Source organism: Pseudorhodobacter antarcticus, from assembly GCF_900110135.1.
Lineage (GTDB): Bacteria > Pseudomonadota > Alphaproteobacteria > Rhodobacterales > Rhodobacteraceae > Pseudorhodobacter > Pseudorhodobacter antarcticus.
Genome location: NZ_FOCO01000026.1, coordinates 1 through 12,718 on the forward strand (window position 1 = coordinate 1; position 12,718 = coordinate 12,718).

The 12,718-nt window shown below is 61.9% G+C and carries 13 protein-coding genes; 1 reads left to right on the plus strand and 12 read right to left on the minus strand.

What is annotated here, in order from left to right:
• Positions 1-470: 470 nt before the first annotated feature.
• From BMY36_RS12720 to BMY36_RS12745, 6 genes are read right to left on the minus strand one after another with little or no spacing between them, the layout of a single operon-like run.
• Complete coding sequence (locus BMY36_RS12720; RefSeq protein ID WP_050519533.1) at positions 471-1,637, minus strand: hypothetical protein; 1,167 nt, start codon at positions 1,635-1,637, stop codon at positions 471-473.
• On the minus strand, positions 1,630-4,107 hold the full coding sequence (locus tag BMY36_RS12725; protein ID WP_050519534.1) for a phage tail tape measure protein: 2,478 nt from the start codon (positions 4,105-4,107) through the stop codon (positions 1,630-1,632). Before BMY36_RS12725 ends, BMY36_RS12720 begins: the two co-directional genes overlap by 8 nt.
• Before the next feature lie 14 nt (positions 4,108-4,121).
• A complete protein-coding gene (locus BMY36_RS20960; protein ID WP_419186867.1) occupies positions 4,122-4,448 on the minus strand; it encodes a DUF7697 family protein in 327 nt (108 codons plus the stop codon).
• Positions 4,358-4,795, minus strand: a complete 438-nt coding sequence (locus BMY36_RS12735; RefSeq protein WP_050519536.1) for a phage-derived protein YdaY family protein — start codon at positions 4,793-4,795, stop codon at positions 4,358-4,360. Before BMY36_RS12735 ends, BMY36_RS20960 begins: the two co-directional genes overlap by 91 nt.
• A gap of 3 nt (positions 4,796-4,798) precedes the next feature.
• Positions 4,799-5,737 carry a phage tail tube protein gene (locus BMY36_RS12740; RefSeq protein ID WP_050519537.1) on the minus strand — a complete coding sequence of 313 codons (939 nt, stop codon included), beginning with the start codon at positions 5,735-5,737 and terminating at the stop codon, positions 4,799-4,801.
• A 25-nt stretch (positions 5,738-5,762) separates the two neighbouring features.
• The gene (locus tag BMY36_RS12745) at positions 5,763-6,185 is read right to left on the minus strand and encodes a hypothetical protein (RefSeq protein ID WP_050519538.1); all 423 of its coding nucleotides are present in this window, start codon (positions 6,183-6,185) and stop codon (positions 5,763-5,765) included.
• A 151-nt stretch (positions 6,186-6,336) separates the two neighbouring features.
• On the opposite strand from BMY36_RS12745, the gene BMY36_RS12750 reads away from it, so the two are divergent.
• Positions 6,337-7,566 (plus strand): MFS transporter, encoded by a 1,230-nt coding sequence (locus BMY36_RS12750; RefSeq protein ID WP_050519539.1) that lies wholly within the window; start codon positions 6,337-6,339, stop codon positions 7,564-7,566.
• An 84-nt stretch (positions 7,567-7,650) separates the two neighbouring features.
• On the opposite strand, the gene BMY36_RS12755 is transcribed toward BMY36_RS12750, so the two are convergent.
• From BMY36_RS12755 to BMY36_RS12780, 6 genes are read right to left on the minus strand one after another with little or no spacing between them, the layout of a single operon-like run.
• Positions 7,651-8,283: a DUF6441 family protein gene (locus BMY36_RS12755; protein WP_050519540.1), complete on the minus strand. Its 633-nt coding sequence runs from the start codon at positions 8,281-8,283 to the stop codon at positions 7,651-7,653.
• Positions 8,280-8,591: a head-tail joining protein gene (locus tag BMY36_RS12760; RefSeq protein ID WP_050519580.1), complete on the minus strand. Its 312-nt coding sequence runs from the start codon at positions 8,589-8,591 to the stop codon at positions 8,280-8,282. The genes BMY36_RS12755 and BMY36_RS12760 overlap by 4 nt, the downstream gene beginning before the upstream one ends.
• Positions 8,591-9,604, minus strand: a complete 1,014-nt coding sequence (locus BMY36_RS12765) for a major capsid protein (RefSeq protein WP_050519541.1) — start codon at positions 9,602-9,604, stop codon at positions 8,591-8,593. Before BMY36_RS12765 ends, BMY36_RS12760 begins: the two co-directional genes overlap by 1 nt.
• A 47-nt stretch (positions 9,605-9,651) precedes the next feature.
• Positions 9,652-10,023 (minus strand): head decoration protein, encoded by a 372-nt coding sequence (locus BMY36_RS12770; protein ID WP_050519542.1) that lies wholly within the window; start codon positions 10,021-10,023, stop codon positions 9,652-9,654.
• Positions 10,024-10,029: 6 nt separating this feature from the next.
• Positions 10,030-11,232 carry a head maturation protease, ClpP-related gene (locus tag BMY36_RS12775; RefSeq protein WP_082224831.1) on the minus strand — a complete coding sequence of 401 codons (1,203 nt, stop codon included), beginning with the start codon at positions 11,230-11,232 and terminating at the stop codon, positions 10,030-10,032.
• On the minus strand, positions 11,162-12,715 hold the full coding sequence (locus BMY36_RS12780; protein WP_050519544.1) for a phage portal protein: 1,554 nt from the start codon (positions 12,713-12,715) through the stop codon (positions 11,162-11,164). The genes BMY36_RS12775 and BMY36_RS12780 overlap by 71 nt, the downstream gene beginning before the upstream one ends.
• Between the last annotated feature and the right edge of the window lie 3 nt (positions 12,716-12,718).

Below are 12,718 nucleotides of genomic sequence, written 5' to 3' on the forward strand. Positions count from 1 at the left end.
AATTATCAGCCAACGTTCAGTTTTAAGGGTGCGTAAACTCAAAAAGCCTTGAGCTGCTCTGAATTCCAGCAGAGTCGAGTAGGCTAAAAATGGCTTTGCTACAGGTTCCAAAAACGCTCGTATGGGCCGATGACACAAACGTTGGATTCTGACCTGATTGTTCATTACGGACCTTGGCTGCGGTGTAAAACGCTAGCTTTTTGAGGCGCAAGCTCTTGAGTTTTCACTCGCTACCAGCAGTCGTTAAACCGCATCTATCTTGGGACAATCACCTCATCAACGTTTGATTGCGGAAGCGGACCTTGGTCCGCTGTGCAGCATCGGTCAGATTGGGCTCGAACCTGCCGTTAGCCGCACCGTCCACGAAGGTCCGAATTGGAAGCCGCGGCGCTGTGTGCAGACACGCCTAAGACCCTTTTTATCGAACGAATCTCGTATTGTTCCGCTTCCTTCCAGACGGTTACTGGACCTCACCCTGCAACCTCCACAACCGGCAGGGTCACTTCGCTCGCCACCGCCGCATGCCTGATCTCCATCCTGTCAGCGTCAGAGCGGACCAGCGTCAGGAAATGCACTTTTGTGCCTAATGGAACCGGCTCACCGAGGCTGGAGGAGATCGTCAGGCGGTGGTCGATCCCGTCGGCGACGGCTGAAGTGATCGTCCGGAACCGCAGCGCCCCGGGCATCTCCAGCAAGATCGGCCGTCCCACATAGCCAGCCAGTGCCGCGACAGGCGCCACGCGCATCAGCGTCGATCCCGAGGTCATCGCGGCCCGCAGCTGCAGCTCGCGCCCCCAGGTTGGCAGCCAGAAGCTCGATTGGCGGCCACGCAACGACCAGAGCCAACGGCGCTGCGCCCAGCGCGCGGACGCGCCTTGGGCCTTTAGCGTGATCGCCTCACCGCGCTCAAACACATCGCGCAAGGGCTCGACCACAACGGGGCCGAAACCATTGTCGACATATTCCACTGCACGGCGGAAGCTGGCGCTGAGCGGGCTGCGCACAAGGCTGGGGTTGGTCTGGACCGGGCGACCGAGATAGCTCGGCAACACGGGGGCCGTGAGGTCGGAGGCATCCCGCAGCAGGAAGGTCGCTGTGACCATGCTATCACTCTGGCGACGCCGCGTGATCTCGATGGCAGCGGCGAGAGCGCCCTGCCGTACAGGGGCGACGGCGATGCGCGCAGCAGCGACAGATGGTGCGGGCAGCTGCGTGCCCAGCGGTTCTTCCAGAAAGATACGATCCGCCGCCACGCTGGCAATCTCGACCAGAACGGCTTCGCGCCCATCGATGGCAATGGCTGCAAACTCTGCCGCCCGCAAATCCGACACAGTGGTATCGAACAGGATCTCGGTTGCCCCCTGTGCGAGATCAGCGGTCGGCTGCAGGGCCATATGCCAAAGCGGCACCCGCCAATCGGCTGCAAACCCCGCGCGGGCCAATTCCGCGGCGCGTGCCATGCCAAGGGCATCACAGCGATGTTGGAGCGTGATGATCTCGCGCGGCCGAGGCCGCAGCGCGATGCGCTGTTCGCCCGCCTGCGCTGACAAGATATCGGTGCGCCATTCCAGAACTTCGGTAATTTGCGTCGCTGCGGGGAAGGCCCAGAGCGGTGGTCGGTCATACAGCTCAGGCATTGATGGCCCCACGATTGCGGCGGATGACGTTCAGGATGGCGCGTTCCCCTGAGGGCGTGGCGAGATAATCGCCAACGACGCTGGGGTCGAGCACGTTGATGATGCGCGTGGACATCTGGGCTGCGGGGGCCGCTCCATCGCCATTCATCTCGACGCCAAGCCGTCCGCCACGCCCGCGCTTCAACGGCATGATGGCCTCTGGCCCGGCCTCGCCCATCAGCCCGATGCCCGACGCAAAGGGAAACACCGTGGGTCGGTTGACGACCCCACCACGCGCGAAGGCGGTCATCTCTGAGCCGCCCGCAAACACCCCACCCTTCGCAAATCCAAAGAGGCTCGCAAGAAAGCCACCGCCGCCGCTACCACCCCCGCCAGAAAACGCATTGATCAGCGCGTTCTCGATCGGCTTGAAGGCCAGATCGATTAGCCGGGTGGCGAGGTTTTGGGCGATGCGCGAGATTGCCCCTGCAAATGTCTCCCAGGTGAACTCGCCGGATTTGAGCGCGTCTTTGATTGGGCCAGTGATATCTTGTGCCAGACCTTGCGCGATCTCGCGGGACCGTTCTTGTGCCGCGCGGACAGCCTCGGACGTGGCCTCCCAGGCGTTCTTCGCGCTGTCGGCAGCGTCACGCAGCGCATTGCCTGCAGCACGGCCTGCACCTCCGGCACCCGCAGCGGCCTCGCTTGCGCCATCCAGTGCAGTCTTGAGACCCGTCGTCGCGCTCTGCGCCGCCGTGAGGCCGGTTGCCGCCTCAGCCGTTCCCGCAGCAACCGCCGTGCGCAAGGCCGCCACAGATTGCAGGGGCGCTGTCGCCGCCGTCGCAACCTCGCCCATCATCTCTCTGAGGCGCGCCGCCTCGCTCCTGGCCGTCTCGGCGGCGGCGGTGAGCCCCAGATCAGGTGGCGCAATCGGATCATTTGAGAACGCGGCCTGAAACGCCGCGCGCGCCTCGGCACCGGCATTCGCCGCCGCTCCGGCAAAGGGATTCTCTATCCCGCCGAGTTCGATCGTGCCGATAAGGGGCACACGCTTCTCGATGCCAAGGACATCAAGACCGGCATTGATCCCCTCCAAAAACCCGTCGATCCGCTGAGCTACGCCGTTCAGCATGGCTTCGACACCACCGATCATTGCGTTGGCAGCGCCATAAGCAAATTCCCCGATAGTTGCGGGCAGTGCACCCCAGAGCACTTTGATCGCATCAAAAGCCCCTTGGAATGTGTTCAGCGTGGCATTGCCAAAGCCGACCACGGCTTCAAGCCCGGTTTGCAAGGCGGCAGCGATGCTCGCGCTGATCTCTGCCCAGCCTGATACAATGGCGAGGCCTAAGGCCACCATGCCAAGACGCATGCGATCCCAGACCTCGCGGGCAAGATCCCCCAGAAGGCCGAGAGCGGCCCCCACGCTGCCTGCGCCTTGCACCAGGCGCCCAAACTGAAATACCAACTCGCCCGCGCCAACGATCAGCGCGCCGATCCCGGTTCGGATGAGCGCGCCTCGAAGGATCACAAGGGCGGTCGCAAGGCCTCGGACGGATAGGGCGGCAGCCGCCAGCCCTGCGACCCAGCGCCCCGCCATGAGACTGGCGAAGGCCGCGGCGTAGGAGGCCAATCGCCCCATATTGGAACTCAACGCCTCAAGGGCAGTCCGGAGCGCGCCGCCGTCGCCTGCCAGTGCCACGAAGACTTCGGCCAGCCAAGTCACCGCCGGGGCCACGGCCACAGCGATCTGGTTGCGCAGCCCATCGAACACCATCGACAGGCTGCCCAGCGCAATCTGCGTCTGGCGCAGGGAGGCCAGCGCCTCACCGTCCAGAACAGCGCCGACCGCGCGGGCCTGATCGCCAAAGCGCGTCATCTCGGCCCCGCCGTCGCGCAGGATGGGCAAAAGGCGGGTGGCATCCGAGGCCATGGCTTCGAGATAGTAGGTCATCTCTTGCTGGCTCAGACCGGCGCGGTCGAGAGAGGTCACATAGAGCTGCAGGGCTTCTGGCCCCGAAAGTCGGGCGAACTGATCGGCTGTGACGCCTACGCGGGGGGCCACCTGTTCGAAGAAATCCTTCATCGGCCCGCCGCCCGTCTGCAAGAAATCCCCAACCCGGTCGTTCACGTCCTTCAGGATATCTGCGAGCTTTTCCTGCTCGACCCCGACCGTGCGCGCGCCTGCCGCCCAGCGCTGGAAGCTCTCGGGTGTGGCATTGGCCACTTGTGCGAACAGCCGGATTTGATCTGCGCTCTCGGCGGCATTGCGCACAATGATCCCGAGCCCTGCGGTTGCGGCAGACGCTGCCGCCGCCATCGCGATGCCAGCCCGCCGCGCAAAAACGGCAAGCCGGGTGTTGGCCGCATCCATCTCGCGCGACAGACGCCCAAAACCCCGTTTGCCCGCGTCGCCAATGCCCTCCAGCTCTGCACGCACCTGGCGGCCGCCGACTGCTGCGAGGCGGACAGAGACGCGTTTTTCTGCCATGGTGGGATGTCCTTTTAATCGCCAGATATATCAGCCTGGCTGTTTTGTTTTGTCACGCCGCGCACCATCGCGGCCTCGATCACGGGCAGAAGCTCAACGACCGCCCGCGGAGAAATGCCCAGCGCGGTTGCCATGGCCAAAGCTGCGGTCATGTCCCAGCCAAGGATGGCACCGGGTATTGCGCGGATTTGGCCGCCAAGACGTTGTGCCAGGTCCCAGACCTGCCAGCCTTCGTGGGTATGGGGGGCGTTCAGGATTTGCGGGCAGTCTTCGCAATGCCCTTCGCAGGCTGCACAGTAGCGCTCGCCCCCACCGAAGACCCAATCGGCAAGGGCGGTGATCCGTTTTTTTCGGCCTCGAGCTCCAGACCCTTGGCGACATAGGCTGTCTGGAACTTCTCAAAGATCGGCCAGAGGTCCAAAAGGGCGTCGATGGCCTCAGGGCTTGCGGGGATAGGAACACCGTTCTCGTCCCCCACGCCCTCCCAATCGACAATGGCGTGGGTGGCGATGGATTTGGCAAAGACCACCGCGATGCTATCGTCGGGGGTGCCGGGGGCAATATTGCGCACCCGGGGATCGGTGCGGGCGGCGACCATGATCGCCGTCGTGAGGGGCTCGACCTTGATGCGCACGCCAAGGGCCAGATCGAGCCACTCGGCTTTACGGGTGAGGTTCAGGCGCAGCATGGATCAATACTCCTCAATGTCGTTGATAAGGGTGGCGGTGCACATCCGGCCCAATGTGGTGTCACGGGCCGCTTGCCAATCAAAACTGGCCTGTACGCCCTGCGGACCAGAAATCTCAATCCGAGGGCGCGGCAGATAGACGGCATGGGCGGTGAAGGTGAAACTCTCGCCGGAGGGCAGGACGTAAGCAAACTCGAGCGCACAGGGATCGCCTGCGATGGCCTGGTTGACCAGCACCTGATCGGCGAAGCGCACCTCGATCTTGCCGGTCAGGGCCGCGATGGACGGGTCGGCCCCGTCGATCCGCCCGTCCGAGCGGATGGTCTCAATCCGGTCGAGGCTGTTGGCGTAAGTGATCTCGGCGGAGACGATATTGCCCAAGCTCGCGCCATTGCGCGTGATGGCTCCGTTGAAATGCCCGAACCGCTTCAGGGCAAGTTCGGACAGCGCGCCCGCAGCAGACGTGCTGGCGACGGCTTCGCCCTGTGCCACAAGGCTTGCCGTCGCGGTCAGCAGCCCAGAACGCTGCATTTGCCAGTTGAGCGTGTCGAGCACGCAGCCCGAATACATGGCAAATCGGGGCACCTCGGGCATGCCGGTCTCGATCGACAGGCTGGGCAGCGTCCAGCCCCCGGAGCGGAACTCATGGGTCCAAGGGCCGGTGCCGGTGGTCACAGGTTGGCCGAAGGCCGCCTTTAGCCAGAATCCAAAGGTCGCGGCGTCGATCGGCAGGACGACATTGCCGTCCGCCGTCACCGCGTCCTTGATTGGCGCCAGCGGATCGCGGCCATAGCCCAGAAGCTCGCTGTTCAAGAGCGGCTGCTCAGACCCCAGCGTGGTGCTGGCAAAGGGCATCTTGGTGAAACCGCCAGCAGGCGGGGTGCCGTAAACCGTCTCGAACGCAAGCGCCATCTGCGCCCGCGCGCCTTGCGCACGTGCCATGGGGGTCTCCTTTTGTGGTGGGATGTCAGGCCAGCGGGTCTGAGGTGGAATAATGCAGGACGATGGTGATGATCGCAGCCTTCAGGCTCGCCGCGCCCTCGATGGGCAGATCGACCGGGCGCGGCGCTTCCGCCTCAATCCAATCGCAGAGGCCACCAAGTGTGTGGTCGGCCGAGATCACAGCGCCAATCTGGCCGCAGAGCGTGGCAAAAGTCGCATCACGGCCCACACCCTGTACAATGATCTCCAGCTCCGCGCGGTGCTGGAAGTGATATAGGAGCGGTGACAGCGTCACCGACGGATCGCCCGGATCGCCATCACGTAGAATCAGCAGGCCTGCAGCTGGCACGCGTTCAGGCAGGACCTCGCCGCGCAGAACCGGGACGAACGGGATCAGCCGCAAGAGATCCGCAAGGGCGGTTAGAATGGTTTCGCGGGTGGTGGGCATATGTTAATCCAAGACTGATGGTTTCGTCGGCGGCGGCTTCAAAGGGCAAGTGCTTCAACCTGCACCGATAACCTTTTCATGCTTCGGTTTGCTTCATTTGACAGCATAAGAAATGACTGGGCACTAACACGGCCTCGAAAGAACGCACTTTATGATCACTTCTCGCTCGACAACATCAGTTACTATTGTCGCAATACTAAGTTGCGCTGCGCTCCTGTTTGCCGGCAATGGGCTTTTCCAGACGTTGTTACCTATCCGTGCGACACAGGAAGGCTATTCTAGCGCACTCATCGGTTGGCTTGGCACCGCATATTTCGGCGGTTTCACAATCGGGTGCTTTCTCGGTCCCAAGATCATCATGAGTGTAGGTCACGCCCGAACGTTTGCTGGTATCACGGCGTTGCTGACGGCGACGATCCTCGCGTTTCCATTATTTGTTGATCTTCTATTTTGGGGTGTCCTGCGCGTCTTGAGCGGTGCGTGTTTGGCGATGCTCTATATTGTCGTTGAAAGTTGGTTAAACGACAGCGCAAGCAACGCAAACCGAGGTCGCACGCTGTCCATCTACATCATTGTGAGCAACATCGTCACCATGGCTGGACAGCTATTGGTCAATTCGTTTGATACTTTGGATGCGACCTTGTTCATCCTGGTCGCCATCCTGATCTGCCTGTCTATTGTGCCGATCAGTTTGACACCGACGCCTGCGCCGTCTCCGGTCCCTTCTGCAAGGCTTGATCTCAAGGCACTTTACAGGTTGTCGCCTGTGGGCGTTGTAGGTTGTTTGCTTGCTGGTATCGTCGAAGGAGCCTTTTGGTCACTTGGCCCTGTTTTTGCGCAAGGTCGCGGCATGGGGACGGCCGATGTTGCGCTGTTGATGGCAGCGTTTGTATTGGGCGGAACTATATCGCAATGGCCTTTGGGTTGGGCATCTGATCGGATTGATCGACGGATTGTTATTTCAATGGCAGCATTTGGCACTGTCGTAACAGGTCTCGTGATAGGCTTCGATATTGTCCCACAAGGTCTGGCAACCTTTTTCGTAGCAGGTTGCCACGGCGCGTTGATGATACCAATTTACGCCCTTTGCATTTCTCACGCAAACGACGTTGTTCCAAACGAGCGCATGGTGGAGACAAGCGGGGGCTTGCTGTTGTCATTCTCGATTGGCGCAACTGCGGGGCCGATCACGGCATCACTGTTTATGAGCGATAATCAGCCGGGTGGTCTCTTTATCTTTATAGGCGCAATTCTGTGCCTATTGGGCATGTTTGTGATCTTTCGGTTCTTGACTGAAAAGCGCGAAAAACCGCTTAAGAAGGGCCAGTTCACCCAAACGTCAGCGGCGTCGCACGTGGTATTTCCGACTGACGCTGATTAGTTATAGGGGCGAGTGCAGTAAACCGCTAAAACCAGCCGCTCGTCTTGCCCCCGCCAAGGTCGGTTTTGCCCCGCATTACAGGCGTCAGCCCAGGTGTACCTCCAGCCAGTTCGTCACTATCAGGCCCGGCACACCGTCCACCGCCCGATCTGCATCCCGCGCCAAGTCCAGCCGTTTCCGCAACTTGACCTGCGGCACCAGCAGGAAGATCGGCACGGTTGCAACGCCGCGCCCGGTTTTCGATCTGCTCGCCACAGCCCGGCCTTTGGTATTCAACCGCCCCTCGGCCACCAGCAGACTTGGACCCCGGCGACGGTAGATGAAGCGCAGGCGCAACCCAGCGCGGCGCTCCCATTCACCAGGGGTAATCCGCCCACCCTTGCTGCTTTTGCCAGCGGCCGCTGTCGGGATCGCAAGCCAAAACCCATTCTTGGACCGGATCAGTGGTCCGGTGTTATGCGCGCCAACGATGACCGGCGCATTTGACCAGACCAATGCTGCCGCGCTCAGACTGTCGCCGGATTTGGGAAAGCTGGCGAGGCGGATAGAATTGGCAAGCCGGGTGCCCAGCCCAGCGCCGGTGATCTGTGTCCGCCAAGCGGATTTCAGGCCCGTTCCGGCCTCGCGCATGGCGGCAGTCACGGCGCGTTCGCCTGCGGCCACCTCGGCCGCCATCATGGCGACGATGTCAGGATCAATGGCGAGCTTCAGTTTCATGCAGGGCGCAAATCCAAGGTCCAGACCAGCCGCTCGCGGTCACGGACGGGCTCGCCCTGAATGAGGAAGGCATCGCCATCAATCTCGATCCTGTCGCCGGGGCGCGGGTTCGGCACTTCGGCCACCTGCAAATCAACGCGGGTCGTTTCCGACCAGAGCCGGGCATCGCCGAACTCGGTGACGTCATCGGCGCGTCGGGCAATGAGGCGCACCAGAACCGGTGCGCCTCCGTCGGCGATATAGACGGCATCGCGCCCGATGTTGCCATCGACGAAAAGCGCACCGACAGCAGCAGCAAAGGCCGTCATCATGTCCGCCGTGCTGAGCGCAGCACCTGTGGCCGAGTGCAGATCGGCAGCGGATTACTCTCAATCTCGAGGCGCACCCACTCGTCGCGATCCCGGTCGGGGATCATCCGCGCGTAGAGTGGCTGGCCCAGCGTGTTCACCGTCTCGAAGGTATCAGCGGGGGCGTAATAGATCTCGAACAGCCCCTCGACGCCTTCAGGATAGAAATAGGCCTTGTCGGTCGGCACACCAAATCCAAGGCCGCCGCGGTAGCGGTGGAAGCTGATGCCACCAAAGCTGACCGCTTCCCCCACACGGCCCCGCAGATCAGCCGCAGCCGCCGTATTCAGGTAGGTCTCCCGCACTTCCTTGTGGGCGACCAAATCGGCAAAGAAGGCAGAGCCGCATTCAGCGCGAAGTTGCACCTGTCCAGCGGCGAGTCCGCCAAGACTGTCCTCAACAGTTTCGATCAGGGCTTGGCAGCGTTTGCGCAGCGCCCCCGAGCCAGGGGTGGCATTGTCGAGGTCAAAATCCACTTCCACCGCAGGCGTGATGCCAAACTCGGTGTAGTAGTTGATCACCGTCGCCCCGTCCTTGGGGTCTTTCACCACCCCTTGGATACCGTTGAAGAGGTGGAACTCGAAGGTGGCCTCAGCGTCGTTCCTAAGCCGCCCCATCTTGCGCGCGACCTCTGCCTGCACCTGTTGGGTTGCGGTTTCCGAGCCAAAGTCACGGATGCCTTGGATCTCTGAGGCCCAGAGCACATCCTGCTTTTTAAACTGTCGGCAGACAAAGGCCCGCATGTCGCGCCGTTCGGGGACCTGTTGTTCGTAAGCCGAGCCACGCTCCGAGAACGGGATCAACGACAGCGTGCCATTGCGGCTCTCAATCATAATCGTGCGCGCCCGCACGCCGCGCGCGCCAAACAGGTTTGCCCCTGACAAGATTGCAGGTTTGAAGGGGATGTTTTCGAGCGCGCGGGTCAGCTCGATAATGCTGAAGGCGTCGCCTTCAAAGATGTCCATGGTGGCCATGAGCCGACCTCCTATTCAGTTGGGGATGATGGGTCTGCGCCGATCGCTCAGCGCAAAATGATGCCAAGGGCTGCCAATGCCGTGATGGCAGCAGTGATCTGCGCCTCAGTGGCGGCCTCGGGCAGGATGATCTCAGCGCGGTTCACGATGGCAGGGCCGCGCAAGATCACCACGCTGGCCTTGTCGGCATCCGTGGCATCGACAGCGGCCCACAGAATGCCGGCCGCGTTTTGGCTGCCATTTGTAGCTGCAGGTGCGAGACCGGCATATTTACCACCCGTGGTGATTTTGCCGAGCACTGTGCCCGGGGCAAGTTTGCCCGCGCCAGAGGCGACTGTGATGGTTTCGCGGGTATAATCGCGCAGCACTTCCCAGACGAGGAAGCCGCCTGGATGTGGGCCTTCGGTGAGCGTGGTCATGCAAATTTATCCTTTCAACTTGAAGGTGCGGGCGATGACATCGCCCCAGGGGTGAGTGGAACTTGCCAAGCCCGGTTGGGCATGGGCGCTGCTGATATCAGGATCGGTATCTGCCTTGGTGGCCAGAAGGGCTGCGCGAATGTCCTCAAGGCCCCTGCCCGCTTCCAAAAACCTCCCCGCCATTTGCGGCTGACCAGCGAGGCTGCAGAGATCAATCACAGCGCACGCATGCGCGATGGCTTCTGCGCGGATGGCGCTGGCGTCGGGAGCAGTGTTGGCAACCCCAACAGTGCTCTGTCCATCAGAGGGGGGAGCTGGTTCTGGACCCCGATCAAAAGTCTTGTCAGCCGCAAGAGTTTCTGGACCAGGCGCGGGTTCCGCGTCTGGACCTGCTTCAAGGTCAGCCTCGGCAGCTTCGACGCTCTCCTCACGCGATGGCGGATCGCTGATCAGAATACCGTCGTGACTGTCAACAGTTTCACCCACTCCAACCTCTGCCGCCTCGACGGCCTCGACAAGCACTGGCGGTGCATTGCGGAAGCGCCCGATGTCGAAGCTGGCGGCAATACGGACTGGCTCTGCCATGCGCGTGGCCAGCCCCAGATCTACCGCGTCCTGCGCATCGAACCATGTCTCTGCCGCCATCAGGACCGCAATCTCCGTCTCAGGTTTGCCAGATTTGGCGGCATACCCTCGCGTCATGCTGCCTGCGATCTTGTCCATTGTTTCGGCCATCTCGCGCATGTCAGTGGCCGTGCCCATGACAAGGCCAGAAGGATCATGGATCATCAGGAAAGCGTTCTCGGGCATGATGATCTCGTCACCTGCCATAGCGATATAGCTGGCAGCTGAAGCCGCAATGCCGTCTATCCAGACCGTGACGGTGCCGGTATGACGCTTCAGCGCGTTGTAGATCGCCACTGCATCAAACACCGACCCCCCCGGACTGTTGATCCGCAAGGCCAGCGGCGTGCCATCCGGCAGCGCGCCCAGCTCCGCCAGAAACCCCTTGGCCGAGACGCCATAAGCTCCGATTTCGTCGTAGATCAGCACCTCCGCGCCCATCGCTTGGGCTTGGGTTTGGGTTTGGGCTTGGGTTTGGGTTTGGGCCCGGATCGTGTACCAGCTGTTCATGATGTTACTCCTGTTGTGTGGCGGGATCGGACGCCGTTGCGCCATCGTCACCGTCACCGTCATTGCCGTTGCCATCACCGTTGCCCTTGCCCGGGTTCGGACGGGTGGCGGGCGTGGCCCGCGCGCCCTGCGTCTCGCCAGGGCTGGTGCGGTACTGAAGGCCCAGTGCTTTCACGCGCGCCGCGTCGGCTGCGTTTTCGCGGTCTATTTCCTCGACGTCGTAGCCCGTGGCCTCGACAACCTTGCGGCGCGAGACAATCCCTGCCTCCATCGCCAGCACCTGCGCCTGGATGTCTTTCAGCGGATCGACCCAATCCCAGCGTGGCGGGATCCAATTCACCGCGCGGTACCGCGCAGGCGAGCCTGCATAGTCTGGCAAGTCCAAGGCGCCCGACAGCACCGCCGTCTCTAACCAGCGGGCCCAAACCCTGCGACAAAGCTGATGCGCGACAACACCGTGCTGCAGCTGTTCGACCCTTCGGCGGAACTCGACCAATTCAGCGCGCAGGCTGGAATAGTTCGCTTGGCGCACATCGCCGGTTACCAAGTGATACGGCAGGCCCAAGGACGCTGAGACCGATAGCAGTGTCCGGTATTGAAACGCCTCATAGCCGCCGCCAACATCGGCAGGGCTGGAGAATTTCACATCCTCCCCCGGAAGCAGCACCTGCAGCGTGCCGGGCTCCAGACTGACCGTAGCGCCGCTGTCATCGGTCGCCTCAATCTCGCCCATCAGCTGCTCTTCTGGTGCTGTCTTGGTGATGAAGCCCGCGAACATCGCAGCCGTTTTCTTGCGGTCCAGTTCGGCGTCATCATATTGGTCGAGCAAAAACAGCCGCACCATGGCAGGCGCCATGTGGGGCAACCCCCGGATTTGCCCCGCGTCAATGGGGCGGTAGATGTGCAGTACGTCCTCGGCTGGAACGCGGGTCGTCAGCGGCACTGGCAGGGTCTGGTCCGTGCTGTCGCCGGGGTGACGGCGCCGGAAGTGATACGCCACACGCCGTCCAATCAGGTCAAACTCAATCCCGCAGCGGATTGGGTTGCCGTTGGCGGCAACCTCGGTTTTCTCAAAGGGCAGCATTTCAGACTGCAATAGCTGCAGCTGGATCGGCACCAGCAGGCCATCCTCGGACCGGCGCGGGCGCATCCGCACAAAGCATTCGCCAGCAACGAACATCTCGCGCGCCACCATCGCTTGCAACCCGTAGAAGTCGGTCAGACCGTCAGCATCCGCCTCATCGGTCCAGGCAAGCCACAACCGCTGCACCTGATCACGCAGAGCCGGGTCCTCAATCAGCGACGACGGCTTTATCCCGTCGCCCACCAGGTTCGACGCAAAAGCCTCACAGGCATTTGCCGCATAGCCATTGGTCACCACCAACTCACGCGACCGCGCCAAAAGACGCGGGCCGCCCGAGGCGACCAGCGAGTTGATATTCTCCAAGGGCGGTTGCCAGCCCCGCAAGCGCCGCTGCGACATTGCTCCTTCCAGTCGCCCACGCACGTCTTTTGGGCCGCCAGTTCCCCGGCGGCGAAAGCCATCAAGCCAGCCCATGCG